Annotated in this window: 21 protein-coding genes; 10 read left to right on the top strand and 11 right to left on the bottom strand. The window is 64.5% G+C overall.

What is annotated here, in order from left to right; translation table 11 throughout:
• Positions 1-36: 36 nt before the first annotated feature.
• Positions 37-1,110 (bottom strand): DUF748 domain-containing protein, encoded by a 1,074-nt coding sequence (locus ACK2SD_RS18145; RefSeq protein WP_029613697.1) that lies wholly within the window; start codon positions 1,108-1,110, stop codon positions 37-39.
• 135 nt (positions 1,111-1,245) lie between these two features.
• Here ACK2SD_RS18145 and cysK point away from each other — a divergent pair, with 135 nt between their 5' ends.
• Positions 1,246-2,220, top strand: coding sequence for a cysteine synthase A (cysK, locus tag ACK2SD_RS18140; protein WP_039576116.1), 975 nt, complete (start codon positions 1,246-1,248; stop codon positions 2,218-2,220).
• 195 nt (positions 2,221-2,415) lie between these two features.
• Positions 2,416-3,351: an aspartyl/asparaginyl beta-hydroxylase domain-containing protein gene (locus ACK2SD_RS18135; protein ID WP_412460505.1), complete on the top strand. Its 936-nt coding sequence runs from the start codon at positions 2,416-2,418 to the stop codon at positions 3,349-3,351.
• A gap of 41 nt (positions 3,352-3,392) precedes the next feature.
• On the opposite strand, the gene ACK2SD_RS18130 is transcribed toward ACK2SD_RS18135, so the two are convergent.
• Together ACK2SD_RS18130 and ACK2SD_RS18125 are read right to left on the bottom strand one after the other, a co-directional pair.
• Entirely contained in the window at positions 3,393-4,268 is an 876-nt protein-coding gene (locus ACK2SD_RS18130) for a DMT family transporter (RefSeq protein WP_412460504.1), read from the bottom strand.
• Between the two features lie 84 nt (positions 4,269-4,352).
• Complete coding sequence (locus ACK2SD_RS18125) at positions 4,353-5,213, bottom strand: DUF6279 family lipoprotein (protein ID WP_412460503.1); 861 nt, start codon at positions 5,211-5,213, stop codon at positions 4,353-4,355.
• Positions 5,214-5,337: 124 nt separating this feature from the next.
• Here ACK2SD_RS18125 and ACK2SD_RS18120 point away from each other — a divergent pair, with 124 nt between their 5' ends.
• Entirely contained in the window at positions 5,338-6,174 is an 837-nt protein-coding gene (locus tag ACK2SD_RS18120; protein WP_039576122.1) for a S1 RNA-binding domain-containing protein, read from the top strand.
• Here the strand turns inward: ACK2SD_RS18120 and ACK2SD_RS18115 are convergent, their stop codons facing one another.
• Positions 6,175-6,555, bottom strand: a complete 381-nt coding sequence (locus tag ACK2SD_RS18115) for a hypothetical protein (protein WP_037028026.1) — start codon at positions 6,553-6,555, stop codon at positions 6,175-6,177. It lies immediately after the preceding gene.
• A gap of 121 nt (positions 6,556-6,676) precedes the next feature.
• Positions 6,677-8,149: a nitrous oxide reductase family maturation protein NosD gene (locus ACK2SD_RS18110; RefSeq protein ID WP_412460502.1), complete on the bottom strand. Its 1,473-nt coding sequence runs from the start codon at positions 8,147-8,149 to the stop codon at positions 6,677-6,679.
• Between the two features lie 213 nt (positions 8,150-8,362).
• Between ACK2SD_RS18110 and ACK2SD_RS18105 the strand changes: the two genes are divergently transcribed.
• Together ACK2SD_RS18105 and ACK2SD_RS18100 are read left to right on the top strand one after the other, a co-directional pair.
• The gene (locus ACK2SD_RS18105; protein WP_412460501.1) at positions 8,363-8,539 is read left to right on the top strand and encodes a CsbD family protein; all 177 of its coding nucleotides are present in this window, start codon (positions 8,363-8,365) and stop codon (positions 8,537-8,539) included.
• Positions 8,540-8,732: 193 nt separating this feature from the next.
• Positions 8,733-9,689 carry a YihY/virulence factor BrkB family protein gene (locus tag ACK2SD_RS18100; protein WP_029613693.1) on the top strand — a complete coding sequence of 319 codons (957 nt, stop codon included), beginning with the start codon at positions 8,733-8,735 and terminating at the stop codon, positions 9,687-9,689.
• 8 nt (positions 9,690-9,697) lie between these two features.
• Here the strand turns inward: ACK2SD_RS18100 and ACK2SD_RS18095 are convergent, their stop codons facing one another.
• A complete protein-coding gene (locus ACK2SD_RS18095) occupies positions 9,698-10,120 on the bottom strand; it encodes a GNAT family N-acetyltransferase (RefSeq protein WP_412460500.1) in 423 nt (140 codons plus the stop codon).
• A gap of 214 nt (positions 10,121-10,334) precedes the next feature.
• On the opposite strand from ACK2SD_RS18095, the gene ACK2SD_RS18090 reads away from it, so the two are divergent.
• Positions 10,335-10,589 carry a DUF2790 domain-containing protein gene (locus ACK2SD_RS18090; RefSeq protein ID WP_029613691.1) on the top strand — a complete coding sequence of 85 codons (255 nt, stop codon included), beginning with the start codon at positions 10,335-10,337 and terminating at the stop codon, positions 10,587-10,589.
• Here ACK2SD_RS18090 and ACK2SD_RS18085 read toward each other — a convergent pair.
• The gene (locus ACK2SD_RS18085) at positions 10,586-11,962 is read right to left on the bottom strand and encodes a PLP-dependent aminotransferase family protein (protein WP_412460499.1); all 1,377 of its coding nucleotides are present in this window, start codon (positions 11,960-11,962) and stop codon (positions 10,586-10,588) included. The two genes, ACK2SD_RS18090 and ACK2SD_RS18085, sit on opposite strands and share 4 nt — an antisense overlap.
• Before the next feature lie 74 nt (positions 11,963-12,036).
• Between ACK2SD_RS18085 and ACK2SD_RS18080 the strand changes: the two genes are divergently transcribed.
• Positions 12,037-12,990, top strand: a complete 954-nt coding sequence (locus tag ACK2SD_RS18080; protein ID WP_317872024.1) for a threonine dehydratase — start codon at positions 12,037-12,039, stop codon at positions 12,988-12,990.
• 4 nt (positions 12,991-12,994) lie between these two features.
• Here ACK2SD_RS18080 and ACK2SD_RS18075 read toward each other — a convergent pair whose 3' ends face one another.
• Both ACK2SD_RS18075 and ACK2SD_RS18070 read right to left on the bottom strand, forming a co-directional pair.
• Positions 12,995-13,465, bottom strand: coding sequence for a MaoC family dehydratase (locus ACK2SD_RS18075; RefSeq protein ID WP_039576132.1), 471 nt, complete (start codon positions 13,463-13,465; stop codon positions 12,995-12,997).
• A gap of 32 nt (positions 13,466-13,497) precedes the next feature.
• Positions 13,498-14,442: an alpha/beta hydrolase gene (locus ACK2SD_RS18070; protein ID WP_412460498.1), complete on the bottom strand. Its 945-nt coding sequence runs from the start codon at positions 14,440-14,442 to the stop codon at positions 13,498-13,500.
• Between the two features lie 200 nt (positions 14,443-14,642).
• Between ACK2SD_RS18070 and fadD2 the strand changes: the two genes are divergently transcribed.
• On the top strand, positions 14,643-16,331 hold the full coding sequence (gene fadD2 / locus ACK2SD_RS18065) for a long-chain-fatty-acid--CoA ligase FadD2 (protein ID WP_412460497.1): 1,689 nt from the start codon (positions 14,643-14,645) through the stop codon (positions 16,329-16,331).
• 283 nt (positions 16,332-16,614) lie between these two features.
• Positions 16,615-18,312 (top strand): long-chain-fatty-acid--CoA ligase FadD1, encoded by a 1,698-nt coding sequence (gene fadD1, locus ACK2SD_RS18060; protein ID WP_029613689.1) that lies wholly within the window; start codon positions 16,615-16,617, stop codon positions 18,310-18,312.
• A 66-nt stretch (positions 18,313-18,378) separates the two neighbouring features.
• Here fadD1 and ACK2SD_RS18055 read toward each other — a convergent pair whose 3' ends face one another.
• Both ACK2SD_RS18055 and ACK2SD_RS18050 read right to left on the bottom strand, forming a co-directional pair.
• Positions 18,379-19,686: an NAD(P)/FAD-dependent oxidoreductase gene (locus ACK2SD_RS18055; protein ID WP_412460496.1), complete on the bottom strand. Its 1,308-nt coding sequence runs from the start codon at positions 19,684-19,686 to the stop codon at positions 18,379-18,381.
• Between the two features lie 25 nt (positions 19,687-19,711).
• A complete protein-coding gene (locus ACK2SD_RS18050) occupies positions 19,712-21,076 on the bottom strand; it encodes a glutamine synthetase family protein (RefSeq protein WP_412462337.1) in 1,365 nt (454 codons plus the stop codon).
• Between the two features lie 485 nt (positions 21,077-21,561).
• Between ACK2SD_RS18050 and ACK2SD_RS18045 the strand changes: the two genes are divergently transcribed.
• Positions 21,562-21,810 (top strand): hypothetical protein, encoded by a 249-nt coding sequence (locus ACK2SD_RS18045; protein WP_295484889.1) that lies wholly within the window; start codon positions 21,562-21,564, stop codon positions 21,808-21,810.
• The last annotated feature ends 10 nt before the right edge of the window (positions 21,811-21,820 follow it).

Here is a 21,820-nt window from a genome sequence, read left to right as displayed (position 1 = left end):
CGATATTCACTGGCTGAATGCCCCTTCAGGCAGTGCTCAATTCGAGGTCGGCGCGGGCTGTTCGTAGCGGGCATTGAAGGCCTGGACGAAGCCATTGCGCAGGATCTGCAGGAATGCCTCGAAAGCGCTGATGTCCTGCTGGTGAACGCTGCCGCTGAGCTCGACGCGGGTGGCGAATTGATTCTTCGGCTGGTTCTTGAGCACGGTTTCGCTGGCCCCGACCAGCGCTTCCCAGATCGAGCGGAACACGCCCTTGTTCTTGTTCTCCACGTCCTGCTGCCAGTCGAACACGTCCACGTCGCGCAACAGCGGCTTGATGTAGCCTTTGAGCCGGCCGTTTTCGGCCTGGGCTTCGATCACCACATCGCCATTACCGGCATTGAAATCGAATTTGCCGTAGGCGCTGGCGAAGTCGTTGAGGCGGCGCAGTTCGATACCCGTGGCCCGCAGGCGGAACTCGAAGTCGTCGAAGTCGCTGAACGGATCGAAGGTGGCGCGGCTTTCCACCTTGGCGTCGCCGGCGATCAAGGCTGTGGCCTGGAAGCTGGCATCGCGCCGGCCAGCCTCGTCGCGCACGTTGGTCAAGTTACGGATGCTGGCCTGCAGTCGAGTGGCCTTGAGATTGACCGGGGGCTTGGAATTGAAGTTGCGGAAGGTCAGGGTGCCGTCGTCGATGCGCACCTCGTTCAGGGTGATCGGCAACAGCTTTTCCAATTGCGCGCGCCAGTCGGTGCCCTGACCGGTCTGGGAGTTCTGCTTGCTGCCGCCGTCGACGAAGTTCAGTTCCGGGCGCACGAAGGCCACTTCGGCCACTACCGCCTGGTCGTACCACAGTGCATGCCAGCTCACCGACAGGTCGATCAGCGGTGCATCGAGCAGCGGCACCGGCACCTTGCCGCTGGTCTTGACGATCTTCAACCCGTTGATCTGGTAGGCCCCGCGCCACCAGGCCAAGTCCACGTCGCTGACCTGGCCGCGGTAGTCGCCCATGTCGGCCAGCTTGTCGTTGAGGTAGTCGCGCACCAGGTAGGGCAGGGCCAGGTGTAGGGCCACCAACAGCACGACCAGGCCAGCCAGGCCGAGCAGCGGCCAGCGATAGCGAGCTTTCATCCCAGGGTCTCCAGGTCAGGTTGTGCGGTTGACCGCCCGTTGCCCGGCTTGGTTCGACCGGGCTTTACGCCGTGCTGGGGGCAGGCTTACCCTTGAGGTTTTCCGCCTGTTTCCCACGATTCAAGGACTGCAGCCATGAGCCGTATCTACGCCGACAACGCCCATTCCATCGGCAACACGCCGCTGGTGCAGATCAATCGCATCGCCCCGCGTGGGGTGACCATTCTGGCCAAGATCGAAGGACGCAACCCAGGCTATTCGGTCAAGTGCCGCATCGGCGCCAACATGGTCTGGGACGCCGAAGGCAGCGGCAAGCTCAAGCCGGGCATGACCTTGGTCGAACCGACCTCGGGCAACACTGGCATCGGCCTGGCCTTCGTCGCGGCTGCACGTGGCTACAAGCTGATCCTGACCATGCCGGCGTCCATGAGCCTGGAGCGGCGCAAGGTGCTCAAGGCGCTGGGCGCCGAGCTGGTGCTGACCGATCCGGCCAAGGGCATGAAGGGCGCGATCGAGAAGGCCGACGAGATCGTCGCCTCTGACCCTGCGCGTTACTTCCTGCCAGGCCAGTTCGAGAACCCGGCCAACCCGGCCATCCACGAGAAGACCACCGGCCCGGAAATCTGGAACGACACCGACGGCGCGGTCGATGTGCTGGTGGCGGGCGTGGGCACCGGCGGCACGATCACCGGCGTATCACGCTACCTCAAGCACACCCAGGGCAAGTCGATCCTGTCGGTGGCGGTGGAGCCGGCGGCCTCGCCGCTGATCACCCAGGCCCTGGCCGGTGAGGAGCTCAAGCCAAGCCCGCACAAGATCCAGGGCATCGGTGCCGGTTTCATCCCGAAGAACCTGGACCTGTCGATCGTCGATCAGGTGGAGTTGGTCACCGACGAAGAAGCCAAGGCCATGGCCATCCGTCTGATGCAGGAAGAGGGCATCCTCTGCGGCATCTCCTGCGGCGCCGCCATGGCCGCTGCCGTCCGCCTGGCAGAAAAGCCGGAAATGCAAGGCAAGACGCTGGTGGTGATTCTCCCTGACTCCGGCGAGCGCTACCTGTCGAGCATGCTCTTCAGCGACCTGTTCACCGACCAGGAACTCCAGCCCTGAGCGCAGGCGCTCAGCGCCAAGCGCCAACAAGCTGCAAGCTGCACCGTGGAGCGCCACCGATCAGCTTGCCGCTTGAAGCTCGCCACTTGTAGCTCCAAAAAAAAGGCTTGATCGGGATCAGGTTGCAGCTGTCTGGGATGGGTTTATCATGTCCGGCTATTCGGGGACGGCCTGATTCCCCCAAAGGAGTGTTGCATGACCTTTTCCTTCCTCGCCAAGGCGGGTGTCCTGCTGGTGTTCTTCGCCAGTGTGCTGTTCGTGCACCTGCGGGGCAAGGCGCGCTTGCCGGTGCTGCGCCAGTTCGTCAACCATTCGGCGCTGTTCGCGCCCTATAACAGCCTGATGTACCTGTTCTCCGGGGTGCCGTCCAAGCCGTACCTGGACCGTCAGCGCTTTCCCGAGCTGGACGTACTGAAGAACAACTGGCAGGAAATTCGCGAAGAGGCCATGCGCCTGTTCGACGAGGGCTACATCCGCGCCGCGGAAAAAGACAACGATGCCGGCTTCGGTTCGTTCTTCAAGAAGGGCTGGAAGCGGTTCTACCTGAAGTGGTACGACAAGGCCCTGCCTTCGGCCGAGGCGCTGTGCCCACGCACCGTGGAACTGGTCAACAGCATTCCCAACGTCAAGGGTGCGATGTTCGCTCTGCTGCCGGGCGGTAGCCACCTCAATCCGCACCGCGATCCGTTCGCCGGCTCCCTGCGCTATCACCTGGGGCTGTCCACGCCGAACTCCGACGACTGCCGCATCTACGTCGACGGCCAGGTCTACGCCTGGCGTGACGGCGAGGACGTGATGTTCGACGAAACCTACGTGCACTGGGTGAAGAACGAAACCGACGTGACCCGGGTGATCCTGTTCTGCGACGTCGAGCGTCCGCTAAACAGCGCGCTGATGACCCGCATCAACCGCAAGGTCAGCGCGTTCCTCGGCCGCGCCACCGCGCCGCAGAACACCGACGACGAGCGCGTGGGGGGCATCAACCAGGCCTACGCCTGGAGCAAGCGCTTCAGCAACCGCATCAGTACCCATGTGAAACAGTTCAAGCGGGCCAACCCCAAGGCCTACCGTGTGCTGCGACCGGTGCTGGCCGTATTGGTGGCCTACCTGTTGTATCGCTGGTTGTTCTGATCTGCCTGTCCCGGCGTCGTCGACGACGCCGGTGCCTTCCCTCAGCGGCGCGCCGGTCGCAGCACCAGCCACAACGCCGCGCCGATCATCACCCCGCCATACAGGTGCGCCAGCGACAGCGGCTCGCCCAACAGCCACGCCCCCCAGAGCACGCCGAATACCGGAATCAGAAAGGTCACCGTGGTGGCCTTGACCGGCCCGATCTCGTCCAGCAGGCGGAAGTACAGGATGTAGGCGAACGCCGTGCACACCAGCCCCAGTCCCAGCAACGAGCCCCACACCGACCAGCCGCCCCAACTGGGCGGCGGCTGGGTCAAGGCGCTCCAGGCGAACAGCGGGGCCAGCAGCAAGGTGGCACCGAGCATGCTGCCCAGGGCCGATAGCCGACTGTCCAGCCCGCTGATCCAGCGCCGTGCGAGAAAGCCGGCGAAGCCATAGCAGGTGGTCGCGGCCAGGCACGCCAGGGCGCCTTGCAGCAGCGCCAGGTCCAGCGCGACCGGGCCGGCACCGCTGAGGATGGCCACGCCGAACAGCCCCAGGAAAATTCCGCACAGCTTGGGCAGGGTCATGGCCTCATGGAAGAACAGCGCGCCGATCAGCACGCCCATCAGCGGCGTGGTGGCGTTGAAGATCGCCGAGTAGCCGGCGGGCAGCACTTGCGCGGCCACCGAATAGAAGGTCGCCGGAATGCCCGAGTTGATCATGCCCAGCACCAGACAGGCGCCGAGCTTGCCCTGAAAGTCCCAGCGCACGCGCCCGGCGGCGAGGATGGCGAGCAGCCCGAGGCAGGCGATGGACACGCGGAAAAAGGCGGTGGGCAGCGCGCCCAGCTCTGGCGCGATGATGCGCATGAACAGGAAGCTCGCGCCCCAGACGGCGGCGAGGATCAGCAGGCGGGCGAGGGCGATGGGGCTCACGGACATCTCCGGTGGACGGGACAGGGGCGCGAGTGTACGTGAGCGGGGAGGGGCTTTCCTGTCGTTTCTTGCGATGTGAACCGGTCAGCCCTTGAGGCACTTCAACTGGCTGAAGTCCTGGCGCACCTTGCCCAGCCGCTCGATCAGCAACTGGCGCTGCGCCGCGCTGCTCTGCTGCAGCAAGTCGACCAACAGGCTGCGGGCCTGGCGCTCGGTGTTGTCGAAGGCAGCGCGGTAGGCCGGCGACCACAGGCTCTGCTTGTCTTGTAGCAACTGCGCCAGGCGCGGCTCGAAAGCTGGGGTTTGGCGCTGGTCCATGGCCAGCAGCAACTGCTGCTGCCAGGCCTGGCGGTTGGCGATCCACTCGCGGTTCTGATCGCCCAGCGCCTGGGACCAACTCATCACCCGCTGACGCTGGACGGCGCTGAGCTCGCCCAGCCAGGGCTTGAGGCGCTTGTGCATACGCGTGGCGCGCTCTTCTATCTGCCTGGGCAGCGGGGTGTTGACGTATTCTTTCTGGCGCTCGGCGATGTCGTCGCTGAACGCCTTGCGCATCTCGGCCACCTGGGCATCGCTCATGTCGCGCAACAACTCGGCGGCCGACGGGGTGATCGCCTCGGCCACCCGCCCGATGGCCAGGCGCGCCTCGGCGGTGCGCTGTTGCAAGGCCTGGTCGGTGACCGCCTGGTCGGCGACCATCTGCCGGACCTTGTCGAGCCAGTCGAGATAGCCCGGCAACTGCGTTTTGCAGTGCCAGGCCAAGTGATCCTTGAGCCGTTCGTCGAGCAGCGCCTTCTGCTGTCGGTTCATGTCCAGGTAGTCGCCCAGCGACCAGGGCACCAGGCGGTCGAGGTTGCGGTAGGCGAGGTCGATACGCGTGCAGGCCCCCAGCGTCAGGGCCAGGCCGACGATGAGCACCAGGGTGCGGATGAGCTGGGCAGGCATGCGCGAATCCTTGCAGGTGGCGGACCAGGGAGTAGACGCGGCGGCACGCTCGGCGGTTCCAGCGGATCGGCAGCCTGGGCGCATCGGGTGTAGAATAGCCGCCTTGTCTGGAGGAACATCGGAAATGGCTCTGCTTGGGCGTTACAACAGTTTGCAAATCGTGAAACACGTGGAGTTCGGTCTCTACCTGGACGGCGGCGCCGACGGCGAGATCCTCCTGCCCAGGCGCTACTTCCCCAAAGACGCTGAGCTGGAGCTGGACGACTGGCTCAACGTGTTCATCTACCTGGACAGCGAAGATCAGCTGATCGCCACCACCGAAAAGCCCAAGATCCAGGTCGGTGGCTTCGCCAGTCTCAAGGTCAAGGACATCAACGGCGCCGGTATCTTCCTCGACTGGGGGCTGTCCAAGGACCTGCTGATGCCCTACTCCGAAGAAGTGCAGCCGCTGAAGATCGGCGACTACTGCGTGGTCCACGCCTACCTCGACAAGCGCACCCGGCGCATCACCGCCACCGCGCGCCTGGACCGCTACCTCGATCGCACCCCGGCCGACTATTCGCCGGGTCAGCCGGTGGAACTGCTGGTGGCTGGCGAGACGCCGATGGGCTTCAAGGCCATCATCAACAGTCGCCACTGGGGCCTGATCCACAAGAACGAGGTGTTCAAGTTCCTGCGTTCGGGGATGCACGAACAGGGCTTCATCAAGGAAGTGCGCCACGACGGCAAGATTGCCCTGAGCCTGCAACCGGTGGGCGCGGCGCTGGCCGACGACCTGCAGGCGCAGATCCTCAAGCGCCTGGAGGAGGCCGGTGGGGTGTTGCCGGTGTGCGACAAGAGCGCGCCGGACGTCATCGCCAAGCTGTTCAACGTCAGCAAGGGCAACTTCAAGAAAGCGATCGGTGGCTTGTTCAGGCAAGGGCTGATCGTCATCCATGACGATCGCATCGAGCGCGCCTGATCAGCCCTGCACGAAGGGGCTGAAGTCCAACTGCTCACCGCCCGGGCGGGTGTCGCGCAGCAGCGAGTCGCGGTCGGCGCTGAGTGCCAGGCTGATGGTCGAGCGGCGCTTGCCGGGGTTGCGGATTTCCATCTGTTCCTGATGCGCGCGCAGGAAGTTCACCGGCACCTTCAAGTGTTGCAGCGTGTCGGTATCGGGGGTGTGCAGCAGCAGGTTGACCCAGTCGGGCTGGCCTTTGCGCAGCAAGCCCACCGGCACCTCGAACCACCACAGGTTGCGTTTCTTGTCGAGGATGGCGAACAGGGTGTTGTCGCGGTCGAGCACCGGCCGGGCCAGCGCTTCGTTGCGCCGGGCAATGGCGGTGGGTTTGTCGAGTTTCATGCAGGTTCCTGCGGGTTGACGCCTGAAAGGCCTGACATTGTGCAAGGCGGCGCGGGGCGCGGCAAGGTCTGCAGGGTTCACGGCAGCCACGGCGCACCGGCCGTCGCGGCCGTGGCCCGGCTCATCGCCGTAATGACGGGCTCAACTCCGAGGTCGCGCCATCGGCGGTCGTCACCGTGGCGGTGAAACTGTGCAGTGCGTCGATGTCGCTCAACGTCATCTCGAAGCGTGCGTGGCCCTGAGCATCGCTGTTGGCCAGCACCTCGCCCAGATAGTGTTCGGCCTCCTGGCCGTCGGCCGTGGGGTTGCCGAACACTTCGATACGCAGCCGGCTCGAGGCCGGTCCCTGCACCTCTCCTCTGAGCAACGCGCCGTCCAACGCCAACAGTCGTGGCGCGGGTTGATTATGGTTGGGCAGCGGCTGGCACGGCTGGGGCTGGCCGTTGGCATCGCAGATGATCGCTTGGTCCTGCTTCGCCAATTCCGCTCCGACGCCGCGCGAGCCGACGTACAGCGCATGCGCCTGGGCCGGCACGCCGAAGACGATGGCCCCGGTACGCTGGTTCGGCACGCACGAGCCGCCCGCCTGGCAGCGACGAATGTCCAGGCTGTTGCCCCAGATGCGGTTGGCGGTCAGGCGCGTGGCAGTCACTTGTGGCTCTGGACGCAGGGCCACACCGATGCGGTTGCCGTGGATCAGGTTGCCGTCGAGCACGTTGTCTTCGCCCGTGACGCTGACGCCGATGGAGTTGCCGGTGAAGGTGTTGGCGCCCAGGTAGTTGCGCTTGCCCCAGTTGATCTGCAGACCGTCGGAGTAGTGCTCGAAGCGGTTGCGCACCACGGTGTTGTCGTTGCCCAGCAGGATTTCGATGCCTTGGGACGGCTCGGGATTGGCGTCGGTGGAGCGCAACAGGTTGTCGGCCACCAGGTTGAAGGCCGCGCCACGGGTCAGTTCCAGACCGTCGCCGTTGTCGATCAGTTGATTGCGCAACACCTTGTTGTTGATCGTGGTGGTGGCGGTCGGATTACCGGCGCCGTCGTCGCCGGTGAGCATGATGCCGGCACCGCCCTTGTTGGCGACGATGCGGTTGTCCTCTATCACGTTGCCGCTGGCGCGGTTGACCAGGATGCCGATGCAGAAATTGCGCACCTCCAAACCGCTCAAGTGCACGCCCTGGGTGTCGCGCAGCACCAGGCCGGGGTAGCGGGTCGTGCGCACGTTGGTGCCGAACTGGCCGGGCAGGGCGCCGGGGCAGGTCCGCACGCCCTGGTCGCGGATGTAGCCGGAGCCGTCAATGGCGATGTATTGACCGTCACGCGCCCAGGACAGCCCGGTGATGCGCAGCGGCCCCTTGATCTCCGGCAGCGCCCGGTTGGGGCGGATGACATAAGGCGGCTCGCCCACGGGCACGATGTCGATGCGATAACGGCCAGGGGCTGCATTGCTGGTTTCCAGCGCCCAGCGCAGGGTGCCGGGCTGGCCATCGTCGCTGTAACGATCGACGCGCAGGATTTCAGGGGTGGTCGGGTCTGCCGCCAGGGCAGGCAGGGGCAGCAGCGGCAGGGCGGCTGCGAGCAAGGTGATCAGACGCATGGGCAGGTAGGTCCGCAATCTGTTGTTGTTATGAGCGGCCGATTCTAGAGGCGCGGGTCAGGTCCTTGCAGTGAGCGAAGGTCGATTCGGTGCGGTATTCGCCCGTTGTTTGCCGCCGGGTTCGGCGAGGTGAAAAAGTTTGAAACTCCCCGACAAGCCCAGCGGTCCACCTTTTGTCGGCACGGTTCACGTGTCTCTATCAGGAGATTCACCATGAGCGGCACTAAAGACAAAGCGAAGGGCCTGGCGAACGAAGCCATCGGCAACGTCAAGCAAGGTGTTGGCAAGGTCACCGACAGCGACAAGCTGAAGGCCGAAGGTAAAGCCCAGGAACTGAAGGGTGAAGCTCAGCAGACAGTCGGCAAGGTCAAGGACAAGCTCGACAAGTAACTGCCTGTAACGCTCAAGGCCGCCAAGTGGATGAGCGACTACGCTCTTTCACGCGGCGGCCTTTTACTGTGGGTTGTCGCAACCTGAGTAGGTTTTTCCTGAAATAGGCAGGGAGCAGTACACCAGCCGCGTGGTCTATTAGACTTGACCGCCTTGTGACAACCACGACGATCGAGCGGCGAAAGGAGACGCTATGATTTTTCCCGCCTTGCAGGGGCTGCCTCTGCACCGCGTGATGGTGCGCACCGTCCAGGAGTTCCTTGACGACGAGATGTCCACCTACGCCTCGGCACTGGCCTACCAGATGCTGTTTTCGCTGTTCCCCTTCATCCTGTTCCTGATCGCCCTGATCGGTTTCCTGCACCTTCCCGACTTCTTCTCCTGGCTGCGCCTGCAAACCGAATTGGTGTTACCGCCCCAGGCGCTGGAGCAGGTCAATCCGGTGATCGACCAATTGCAGCAGTCCAAGGGTGGGCTGGTGTCGGTGGGTATCGTCATCGCCCTGTGGACCGCCTCTGCCGGCGTGCGCCTGATGATGAGCGCAATGAACGCCGCTTATGACGTGCCCGAAGGCCGTCCGGTGTGGAAGCGCATTCCCCTGTCGATCTTCTACACCATCGGTATCGCCGGCATGCTGCTGATGGCGGCGGCACTGATGGTACTTGGCCCGCAGGTGATGGAGTGGATCGCCGCCCAGGTCGGCCTGCAAGAGGTGATCGTCACCGTTTGGACGGTGCTCCGTTGGCCGGTCATCATCCTGCTGATGATGGTCGCGGTGGCGTTGATGTATTACGTCATGCCGGATGTGAAACAGAAATTCCGCTTCATCACGCCGGGGTCGGTGCTGGCGGTGGTCGTATGGATCCTGGCTTCACTGGGCTTTGCCTATTACGTGAAAACCTTCGCCGACTACAACGCCATGTACGGCAGCATCGGGGCAATCATCGTCCTGCTGCTGTATTTCTACATTTCCTCTGCGGTGCTGCTGCTGGGCGCCGAGATGAATGCGGTGATCGAGCACATGTCGGCCGAGGGCAAGGATCCTGGGGAGAAGGACTTCGACGGCGAGAAACCCAAGGAGACCATCACCGTGCTTGGCCACGAGCAGCCGGTATCGGCCGAGTCGCACCCGCGCCAGCCTGATGCCTGAAGCGCGATTCAGCCTGGTGTGAACCCCGCCCGCACCAGCGCCACCAGTGACTTGCTGCGCTGGTAGCGGGCCAACCGAGAAGCCAGTTCAGCGGGCAGGGTATGGGTTGAGTCGAAACCCAGCCGAGCATAGAAGGTCTGCAGGTCGGGGTGGCAGAACAGCCAGGTCGGGCCTGGACGTGCTGCCAGTGACGCCTCGATCAATCCCGCCGCGATACCTTTCCTGCGCCAGGGTTCGGCGACGAACAATCCCGTCAACCACTGACCCCCGGCAACCGGCGTCAGGCTCAGCGCGCCGATCAGGCCGTCAGCCCGTGCTACCCATGACTCACCGTCGCCACTGGCGCGCATGCGCGAGCCCTGCTGGCGATAGAAATGATCGAGCAAGCGGCGCTGTGAGTGGCATAGCCGTTGATAGTCAGGCGGAGTCATGGGCAGCTTTGTCGCAGATTGTTGCATTTGGAGCAAGGGTGAAACTCCGACTGCCGGGTTCACGTATTGCGTGGCGGGCGTAAAATTTCAGCTATCCCTTTCGCACTGTCCGAAGCGGGATTCGTGCTTCGTGTCACCGCTTCGGTGACAACTTCTCCACGCCAGTGACGGCACAAGAAGTCGATCTAGCCGATTGTCTTCAAGGTCTTGAATCATGAAACCATTACTGATCCTCGCATTGGTCGGGATGTCTTCGTTCGCCCTGGCGGATGAGGTCAAGACGGCCCAGGCCCAACCCCCGGTGCAATACGACTACTCGACCAACCTCGATATCAAGCGGGTCATCCATCTGTCGACCCTGCCCAATGTCTGCGAGGTGGTACCCGCGACCATGACCTACGAAGATCACCAGGGGCAGGTGCACACCCTTCAATACCGAGCCATGGGCGAGGGTTGCCAGCAGGGCTAGGCACCTGAGTCACTGCCGTCGTCCAGCACTGCGCGCACGATCTCCAGCCCCTGTGTGAGCTGCGCGCGGCTGACGGCCGCCGACAGGCTGATGCGCACCGCTTTCACTGCCTCGCCGCCCACCGCGAACACGCTGGCTGGCACCACTTCCACGCCCCGTTGCCGACACGCTGCCGCCAAGGTTTCGGCGCAGGCGGGTGTGCGCACCCAGATATGCGGGGACGGCGCCTCGCGGGTGAGCAAGGCCTCGCCAAACCACCGTCGGGCCAGACGCCAGCGTTGCTCGACTTCCTCGCGCTGCTGGGCCAACCGGCGTGCTGCCGTCCCCTCGCCGATCCACTGGCAGGCGATCTGCAGATTCAGCGGTGATACCGACCAGTGGGTGGCGCGGGTGTGGGGGTCGATGCGTTCGAGCAGGTCCGGCGACGCCGCGATCCAGCCCACCCGCAGCCCGGCGGCCACGGTTTTCGACAGGCTGCTGACCAGCACGCCACGGCCATCGAGCAGTGGATACAACGGTGGCCGTTCGCTGAACGCACCGTAGACATCGTCCTCGATCACCCACAGCTCATTGCGTCGGACCACGTCGGCGATGGCCTGGCGACGGGCATCGTCCATGCACGCTCCGGTGGGGTTGTGCAGCGTCGGCGTGGTCACCAGTACCCGCGCGCCGCTGGCCCTCGCCACCCGCTCCAGCGCCTCGGGGCGCAAGCCTTGACCGTCCAGGGCCACGCCCTGCACGGGAAGGCGCAGCTGTCGACAGGCCGCCTTGATGCCGGGCGCGCTCAGCGCTTCGACCATCACCGGCTCGCCGGGCTGGCACAGCGACTGCAACACGCAGGTCAGTGCCTGTTGCGCGCCGCCGCACAGCAGCAGATCGTCGGCATCCACGGTGATGCCGCGCAGGCTGAGCCAATGGGCGCCCTGCAGGCGGCCCAGCAGCAGTCGATCATGGTCCAGGTAGTGATCCAGCAGGTTGAAGTCGCCTGCCTGCAGCAACGATTGCAGACTCTGTTGCAGATCCTGTGGGGCCAGGTCGGCCACCGGCACGTTGGTCGACAGGTCGATTAAGGTCGGATGGCGGTCGTGCTGCTTGAGGCGAAACAGCGTCGCTTCCTTGCTCCCCGCCAGCACATAGGTGCCGCGCCCGACTTCGCCGGCCACCAGGTGGCGGGCGGCCGCCTCGCGGTAGGCCTGCTGCGTGGTGCTCGGATTGAGCCCCAGCTTCCACGCCAGGCGCCGCTGCGGGGGAAGGCGCTCGCCGACTGTCAGTTCACCGCGCTCGATGGCCATGGCGATGGCATCGACCAGCGCCAGGTAGCGGGGTTGGTCATCATCGACCAGGTGAGGTGTCCACACGAAATTGCTGCCCATGCAATATAAGGTTTGACCCATACAATGCCGGGCACTCAGGATCGAGGCAACTGCAACCGAGAAGGATGACCGCCATGTTCGACCTCACCGCCTTGCGCGAAGCCGCCGATTTCGTTCATCAGCATGTGCCGCCGACGCCTCAGTTGGCCTGGCCGCTGCTGGCCGAGCGGACTGGATGCCAGGTATGGGTCAAGCACGAAAACCATGCCCCCACCGGCGCCTTCAAGGTGCGCGGCGGACTGGTCTACGTGCGTTCACTGCTCGACAGCGGCGAAGTGCCCGCTGGCCTGGTGACCGCGACCCGTGGCAATCACGGGCAGAGCATGGCGCTGGCGGCGCGGCAAGCGGGCCTGCCGCTGGTGATCGTGGTGCCTGAAGGCAATTCGCTGGAAAAGAACGCGGCCATGCGCGCGCTGGGGGCGGAACTGATCGAGCATGGCGTCGATTTCGACGTGGCTCGCGAGCACGCGGCACAACTGGCCCAGGCCCGTGGCTACCTGATGGTGCCGTCGTTCCATGCGCAACTGGTACGCGGCGTGGCGACTTACGCCCTGGAGCTGTTCGAGGCGGTGACCGGTCTTGACACCGTCTACGTGCCGATCGGCATGGGCTCGGGCATCTGTGGGTTGATCCAGGCGCGGAACCTGCTGGGGCTGCGCACCGAGATCGTCGGCGTGGTCTCCAGTGCGGCGGATGCCTATGCGCGCAGCTTCGAATCGGGGCGTATCGTCACCACCGCCAGCGCGCACACCTTCGCCGACGGCATGGCCTGCCGCGTGCCCAACCCCGAGGCCTTCGCCCTGGTGCGAGAGCACGCGGCGCGGATCGTGCGGGTGAGCGACGACGAGATCGCCCAAGCCATGCGCCTGTACCACGAAACCACCCACAACACCGCCGAAGGCGCCGGTGCTGCGGCGTTGGCGGCGCTGCTGCAGGAGCGCGAACGCCAGGTCGGCAGGCGTGTGGCAGTGGTATTGAGCGGCGCAAACGTGGACCGTGCGCGCTACGCGCAGGTCCTGGCAGGCTGAGCCCTCAGCTGGCGACGAAGTTCGGCGGCGACACCAGTTCGACGGTCTGCTGCTTGCGCGGGGCGAGAATCTCGGCCTCACCGGAGACCACCAGTTCGTCGTTCTGGTTGTAGACGTTGGTGGCGATGCGCACTTTGAACTTGGGCAGCTTCTCGAGAATTTCCAGGCGCACGGTCAGGGTGTCGCCGATCTTCACGGGCTTCTGGAAGCTCATTTGCTGACCCAGGTAGATGGTGCCCGGCCCTGGCAGGGTGCAGGCCACCGCAGCACTGATCAGTGCACCGCTGAACATGCCGTGGGCGATGCGCTCGCGGAACATGCTCTTGGCGGCGAACTCGGCATCCAGGTGCACCGGGTTGTGATCGCCGGACATCGCAGCGAACAGCTGGATGTCGCGTTCTTCCACCGCTTTTTCGTAACTGGCCGTCTGGCCGACTTCGAGGGCTTCGTAGGGCGTGTTGCTGACCTGGGTCATCAGGGCTTCCTTGAGAGGGACGAGGCGGGTGTTCATTCGCTACGGGCTGGACGGTTCAGGGCCAGGGCCTGTTCCAGCCAGACGATGATGTCGCGGGTGACCTCGTCGCGATGGGTTTCATTGAGCACTTCGTGCCGGGCATCGGGGTAGACGCGCAATTGTACATGGCGGTTACCGGTGGCGCGCAGCGCGTCGGCCAGATGGGTGAGACGTCCGCCGGCACTGACCGGATCACATTCGCCGCCGATCACCAGCAGCGGCAGGTCTGGGTCGATCTGCGCCAGGTGGCGGGGCTGGCTGATCTGCACCAGGCCTTGCAGCAGGTCGAGCCATAGCTGATTGCAGCAGCGAAAGCCGCACAGCGGGTCGTTGAGGTAGGCGTCCACCTCCTGCGCATCGCGGCTGAGCCAGTCGAAGGCGGTGCGGTTGGGCCTGAATGCCTTGTTGAAGGCGCCGAACGACAGCCAGTCGATCACGCCGCTGCGCCCGCGCGGTCCCTGGCGCCAGGTTTCCAGGCGGGCGATCAGCCGCGCCGCACGGTACAGCGCCGCCGGCCGGCTGTTCGAGCCGCTGAGCACGGTGCCTTGCAGGCTGGCGCTGTGGTGCAGCAAATAGGCCTGGGCGAGGTAGCTGCCCATGCTGTGGCCGAACAGAAACAGAGGCGTGCCGGGAAACTGCTGGCCGATGTACTGGCTGAGCAAGCCCAGGTCATCGAGCACCGTGCTCCAGCCATTGCGCTCGGCGAACAGGCCCCGATCGGCCGGCGCGGCGGTGCGGCCGTGACCGCGCAGGTCGGGTGCGAACAGGGCGAAACCGGCCTGGTTCAGCGCCTGGCCCAGTCGTCCATAGCGTCCGCCATGCTCGGCCATGCCGTGGACCAGCAGCACGACGGCCTTGACCGGGGTGTGCGGCAACCACTGGTGGACATACAGGCTGCACCACTCGCCGGTGGGTAGCCAAAAGGCGTTGGGAGACATGACCGATCCTTTGCGCACGGGCCTCAGATCAGTGTATGCACAATGACCAGAATTGCAGGGAGGGCACAAATAAGATTCACGATGTTAATGGCAGCCCTTCCTGTGTTTGTCCTCTCAGGCTTACCTGCTAACGTCGGCTGAACGCCTGTTTGCCAAGGGCAATCAGGGCATGGACGGTTCAGGCTGAGGAACAACAATAAATGCAAGCCGACTTCTGGAACGACAAACGCCCGGCGGGCGTGCCCTCCATCCTCGACATGGGCGACTATGCGTCGGTCGTCGAGGTTTTCGAGCGCGCCTGCAAGCGCTTCGCCGAGCGCCCGGCGTTCAGCAACCTGGGCGTCACCCTGACCTATGCCGACCTGGATCGCCACTCGGCCGCCTTCGCCGCCTGGTTGCAGCACCAGACCGATCTGGCGCCTGGCGAGCGCATCGCCGTGCAGATGCCCAATGTGCTGCAGTATCCGATCGCCGTGTTCGGCGCCATGCGCGCTGGGCTCATCGTGGTCAATACCAACCCGCTGTACACCGAACGCGAGATGCGTCACCAGTTCAAGGACTCCGGCGCCCGCGCGCTGGTGTACTTGAACATGTTTGGCCAGCGCGTGCAGAACGTGCTGCCGGACACCGGCATCGAGTACCTGATCGAGGCGAAGATGGGCGACTTGCTGCCTGCCGCCAAGGGCTGGCTGATCAACACCGTCGTCGACAAATTGAAGAAGATGGTGCCGGCCTATCGTCTGCCCCAGGCGCTGTCGTTCAAGCAGGTGCTGCGCCAGGGCCGCGACCTTCGCCGCACCCCGGTATCGCGCACGCTCGATGACGTCGCCGTGCTGCAGTACACCGGCGGCACCACAGGCCTGGCCAAAGGCGCGATGCTGACCCACCGCAACCTGGTGGCCAACATGCAGCAGGTGCTGGCCTGCTTTTCCCAGCATGGCCCTGACGGCCAGCCGCTGATCAAGGAAGGGCAGGAGGTGATGATCGCGCCGCTGCCGCTTTATCACATCTATGCCTTCACCGCGAACTGCATGTGCATGACCGCCACCGGCAATCACAACGTGCTGATCACCAATCCCCGCGACATTCCTGGTTTCATCAAGGAGTTGGGCAAGTGGCGTTTCTCGGCGTTGCTGGGGCTCAACACGTTGTTCGTCGCGCTGATGGACCACCCAGGCTTCGCGTCGCTGGACTTCTCGTCGCTGAAGGTCACCAATTCGGGGGGCACGGCACTGGTCAAGGCCACGGCCGAGCGCTGGGAAACGCTCACGGGCTGTCGCATCGTCGAAGGGTATGGCCTCACCGAAACCTCACCGGTGGCCAGCACCAATCCCTACGGCACGCTGGCGCGATTGGGTACGGTGGGTATCCCGGTGGTGGGCACGGCGTTCAAGGTCGTCGATGACCAGGGTCAGGAGCTGCCGCTGGGCGAGCGCGGCGAGCTGTGCATCCAGGGACCGCAGGTGATGAAGGGCTATTGGCAACAACCCGAGGCCACGGCCGAGGCGCTGGATGCCGAGGGCTGGTTCAAGACCGGTGACATCGCGGTGATCGATGCCGAAGGCTTCACCCGTATCGTCGACCGCAAGAAGGACATGATCATCGTCTCGGGCTTCAACGTGTACCCCAATGAAATCGAAGATGTGCTCATGGGCCACCCGCAGGTGGCCAGTTGTGCGGTGATCGGCGTGCCGGACGAGCGCTCCGGCGAGGCGGTGAAGTTGTTCGTGGTGCCGCGAGCGGGCGGAGTCAGCGTCGAGGAACTGAAAACCTTCTGCAAGGCCAACCTCACCGGCTACAAAGTCCCCAAGCACATCGTGCTGCGCGACTCGCTGCCCATGACCCCGGTGGGCAAGATCCTGCGCCGCGAATTGCGCAACATTGCCTGAGGTGCCGATGGCAGCAGCGGGGGTGGGTCGCTGCTGCCACCGCGCAGTCGGAGAGGTTCAGTGCTTGTTCGCCGCAGGAGGGCGAAATTCAAAATGTGACCAAAATGTAATTTAAGGTCATTTTTGTGACTGTGCGGGCCGCCACGGCCCTAGGCGGCCCCCGGCAAAGCTGCTACTCTCGGCGCGCTTCGGATGATGCGGTTTGCACTGAGCCCTCATCCCATATCAATAATAAGCGCATCGACGCGTAGAGCATTCGCTGTTGCTAAAGGAGTGGGCTTCCATGATCGAACATTTTTGGAAGGATAAGTACCCAGCCGGAATTACGGCGGAAATCAATCCTGACGAATTTCCCAACATTCAGGCCGTATTGAAGCAATCCTGCCAGCGCTTTGCCGACAAGCCGGCGTTCAGCAACCTCGGCAAGACCCTCACCTACGGTGAGCTGTACACCCTGTCCGGCGCCTTCGCCGCATGGCTGCAGCAGCACACCGATCTCAAGCCCGGCGATCGTATCGCCGTGCAACTGCCCAACGTCCTGCAATACCCCGTCGCGGTATTCGGCGCCATGCGCGCCGGTCTGGTCGTGGTCAACACCAACCCGCTGTACACCGCCCGCGAATTGGAACACCAGTTCACCGACTCCGGGGCCAAGGCGGTGGTGTGCCTGGCGAACATGGCCCATTTGGTCGAGAAGGTGCTGCCCAAGACCCAGGTCAAGCACGTGATCGTCACCGAGGTGGCCGACTTGCTGCCGCCGCTCAAGCGCGTGCTGATCAACAGCGTCATCAAGTACGTGAAGAAGATGGTGCCGGCCTACCACCTGCCGCAGGCGGTGCGCTTCAACGAGGCCTTGGCCAAGGGCAAGGGCCAGCCGGTGACCGAAGCCAGCCCCGAGGCCAACGACGTGGCCGTGCTGCAATACACCGGCGGCACCACGGGCGTGGCCAAGGGGGCGATGCTGACCCACCGCAACCTGGTCGCCAACATGCTGCAGTGCCGCGCCCTGATGGGCTCGAACCTGCAGGAAGGCTCGGAAATCATCATCACGCCGCTGCCGCTTTACCACATCTACGCCTTCACCTTCCATTGCATGGCGATGATGCTGATCGGCAACCACAACGTGCTGATCAGCAACCCGCGTGACCTGCCCGCCATGGTCAAGGAACTGAGCAAGTGGAAGTTCAGCGGCTTCGTCGGGCTCAACACCTTGTTCGTCGCGCTGTGCAACAACGACACCTTCCGCAGCCTGGATTTCTCCGCTCTGAAGGTCACCCTGTCCGGCGGCATGGCCCTGCAATTGAGCGTGGCCGAGCGCTGGAAGGCGGTCACCGGTTGCGCTATCTGCGAAGGCTACGGCATGACCGAGACCAGCCCGGTGGCGGCGGTCAACCCGTCGGAAGCCAACCAGGTGGGCACCATTGGCATTCCGGTGCCGTCCACCCTGTGCAAGGTCATCGACGACAACGGCCAGGAATTGCCGTTGGGCGAGATCGGCGAGTTGTGCATCAAGGGGCCGCAGGTGATGAAGGGCTACTGGCAGCGCGAAGATGCCACCGCCGAGATCCTTGACAGCGACGGCTGGCTGAAGACCGGTGACATCGCGGTGATCCAGCCGGATGGTTACATGCGCATCGTCGACCGCAAGAAGGACATGATCCTGGTCTCGGGTTTCAACGTGTACCCCAACGAGCTGGAAGATGTGCTGGTCACGCTGCCTGGCGTGTTGCAGTGCGCAGCCATCGGTGTACCGGACGAGAAGTCGGGCGAGGTGATCAAGATGTTCATCGTCGCCAAGCCCGGCGTGACCCTCACCAAGGAGCAGGTGATGACCCACATGCGTGCCAACGTCACCGGCTACAAGGTGCCCAAGGCCATCGAGTTCCGCGATGCGTTGCCGACCACCAACGTCGGCAAGATCCTGCGCCGCGAACTGCGCGATGAAGAGCTGAAGAAGCTGGGCCTGAAGAAGACTGCCTGAGCCCTGGCAACCCCTGCTGTAGACGCGGCGCAAGCCCGCGCCTACCGCAGGGGCGGGGCTCGGAGATCAGCGCAGTTTTTCCAGCATCTGGTAGTACCACATCCCGACCGACAACAACGGGTTGCCCAGCAGGTCGCCCATCGGCACCTTGATGTGCCGGCATTGGGCGAAGGTGTCGAAGCGCTCCAGGGTGCCGGTCAAGGCTTCGGCCATGATTTCGCCCATGATGTGGCTGGTGGCGATGCCGTGCCCGGAATAGCCCTGGCAATACCAGACGTTGTCCGACAGCTTGCCCAACTGCGGAATGCGGTTGACCACGATCCCCATCGCGCAACTCCACTTGAACTCGATCGGCACGCCTTTGAGCGCGGGAAAGGTGCGCTCGATGCATGGCCGCAGCTCGGCCTCGATGTCCCGTGAGTCGCGTCCGGAATAGTGGGCGCCGCCGCCGAACAGCAGGCGCTTGTCGGCCGTCAGGCGGTAGTAGTCGAGGACGAAGCGGCAGTCGTACACCGCCAGGTCGTGGGGATTGATCTGCTCGGCCAGCTCGCCCAGCGCAGCGGTGGTGACGATCCCGCCCATGGCCGGGAAAATCTTGCCTTTGAGCTGACGCTGCTCGAGCTTGTGATAGACGTCGCCGGCCAGCAGCACCTGGCGCGCGTCGATGCGCCCGCGGGCCGTGATCACCGCCGGACGCGCACCGTGTACGATCTCCAGCACCTCGGACTGCTCGAAGATCAACGCCCCCAGTTGGCCGGCGGCACGGGCCTCGCCCAGGCACAGGTTGAGCGGGTGCAGGTGCAGGTTGCGGCTGTTCTTCAGCGCGCCCAGGTACAGCGGGCTCTGCAGGTGCTGGGAGACGCCGCGACGGTCGAGCAACTGCACCTGATCGCCCATGCCGCGGCGCTGGGCCTCGGCTTCGAAGGCGCGCAGTTCATCCAGGTGCGAGGGCTTCATGGCCGCGTGCAGGTGGCCGTGCTTGAGGTCGCACTGAATGCCGTAGCGTGCCACGCGCTGCTCGATGATCTGATGCCCGCGCCAGCGCAGTTGCCAGATGAAGTCGTCCACTTCGGCGCCGAGGCGCCGGCGCATCTGTGTACGCATCGCCTCGTCGCCCGACAGGCTGCCGGTGACCTGACCCCCATTGCGCCCGCTGGCGCCCCAGCCGATGCGGTGGGTGTCGACGATGGCCACTTTCAGGCCGCGCTCGGCCAGCTCCACCGCTGTAGCGACGCCAGTGAAACCGCCGCCGATGATCGCCACATCGACCTCGACCGTGCCCTCGAGGCGGGGGTACTCGACGGGGTCGTTGAGCGTGGCGCTGTAGTAGGAAGAGGCACGTTGCGCCTGGGCGCCGTTCACTGCTGCATGCATGAGAAATTCCTTGTCGTTCGGGGGATCAGGCCTGGTGCAAATACCAGCGCCAGTCCTGTTCGCCCACTTCGGCCATGAACTGGCGGTATTCGGCGCGCTTGACCTTCAGATACACGCCGAGAAAAGCGTCGCCCAAGGCGTCGCGTGCCCACTGCGAGCCCTCCAGGGCTTCAAGGGCAGTCAGCCAGTCGGTGGGCAGGTGTTCCTGGGCCTGGGCGTAGCCGTTGCCCTGCACCGGTGCGCCCGGATCGAGCTGCTGGCGGATACCGGCGTGGCTGGCGGCGAGCATCGCAGCGGCGGCCAGGTAGGGATTGGCATCGGCGCCACAGACGCGATGCTCGATATGCCGACTGGCCGCCGGCCCGCCCGGCACGCGCAGGCTCACGGTGCGGTTGTCGACGCCCCAGGTCGGCGCCAGCGGTGCATAGCTGTTGGCCTGGAAGCGACGGTAAGCGTTGGCGGTGGGGCAGAACAGCAGCAACGATTCGCGCAGGTGACGCAGCATCCCGGCCACCGCCTGGCGCAGCAGCGGCGTACCGGCCGGATCGTCGCTGGCGAACAGGTTGCGACCGGCTGCATCGGCCAGGCTCAGGTGCATGTGCATGCCGGTGCCGGCGAGGTGGGCGAAGGGTTTGGCCATGAAGCACGCCTGCATGCCATGGGCGTGAGCCACGCCTTTGACCAGGCGCTTGTAGCGCACGGCCTGGTCCATCGCCGTCAGCGCATCGCTATGCTCCAGGGTGATTTCCACTTGCCCGGGGGCATACTCGGAAATCGCCGTGCGCGCCGGTATCCCCTGGGCCTTGCAGGCGGCGTAGAGGTCGGCGAGGAAGGGCTCGATCTGCTCCAGTTCGCGCAAGCCATACACTTGAGTGGCACGCGGTCTGCCACCGTCGCGGTCCAGCGCCGGCTGCGGTTGGCCCTGGGCATCGCGCTGCTGATCGAGCAGGTAGAACTCCAGCTCGCAGGCCATCACCGGGTGGTAGCCGTCGGCTTTCAGGGCCTGGAGGCTGTGCAGCAGCACATGCCGGGGGTCGGCGACACTGGCCGGCAGCCCTTCGCTGGGATGCATGCTGACCTGCACGGCGGCAGTGGGCACCCTGCGCCAGGGCAGACGCACCAGGCTGCCTTCAAGTGGGTAGGCGCGGCAGTCGATGTCGCCGACGTCCCACACCAGGCCGGAGTTTTCCACGTCGTCACCCTGGATAGTCAGGCCGAGGATGGTGCTGGGCAACGGTCGGCCCTGTTCATACACCGCCAACAGCTCGTCGCGGTGCAGCAGCTTGCCGCGTGGTACACCGTTGGCGTCGAGGATGAACAGCTCGAACAACTCGATATCGGGGTTGCTCGCCAGAAACTGGCGGGCGTGATTGGGATCGGCAAAATGCATGTAAGCGCTCGCTCGCGCGCCCTGGGTGAGGGTGCGCACGGGACCACCGCGAAACAGGCGCGGTGCGTCGGACGAAGTCAGGCAGCCACAGGGCTGCGGTGGGCGTCAGGAAAAGGCGAGCGAGGTGTCCGGCGGGCGTGCATGGCGGCAGTGCCACAGCGCCCAGAAGGCCAGGATGACGTGCACCAGCGGATTCTCACCGGCACGCGCCCTGGCCTTCGCTAGCGAAGGACGTGAAGGCGGGGGCGGGGTGATCGGCTCGGCGGTCATGGGTTGGATACTCACATGCGCTGGAAGGGTGATTAAAGCGATGAGTGGCGACGTTCACTCCTGTTATCACTAAACATTCGGAATCTGTCCTGCCAATAGAGAAGTCTTTGCGCTGCCCTTTTCGGATTTGTCGGGTAGGCCGCGTCGCATGATCGGGTGAAGGTTTCACTTCCGATGCACGCCGCGACGCCGACATCGTCAATGCAGGAGCTTCCATGTCCACCCTTTCCACCCTGGCCTTCATCCTGGTCGCCGGCTGCGTGCTGGACTGGCTGTGCCGATCGGCGCGTCTGCGCGATGCGGTGTGTCTGCTGTTCATGGTGGCCAGCATCACCAGTTGCACGCAGTTGGGCGAGCGCGAAATCCTGTGGCTGGACGGTCTGGACTGGACCATTTTCTTCACCCTGATCGGCACGCGACTGCTGTTCGAGCGTTCGGCGGTGTTCGAGCGTCGTCGCCCCTGACGTCCAAGCC

The sequence above is a fragment of the Pseudomonas sp. SC11 genome (assembly GCF_047039205.1).
Classification (GTDB): Bacteria; Pseudomonadota; Gammaproteobacteria; order Pseudomonadales; family Pseudomonadaceae; genus Aquipseudomonas; species Aquipseudomonas boreofloridensis.
The sequence above is the reverse complement of the archived record's forward strand: the minus strand, read 5'-3'. Positions and strand labels throughout refer to the sequence as shown.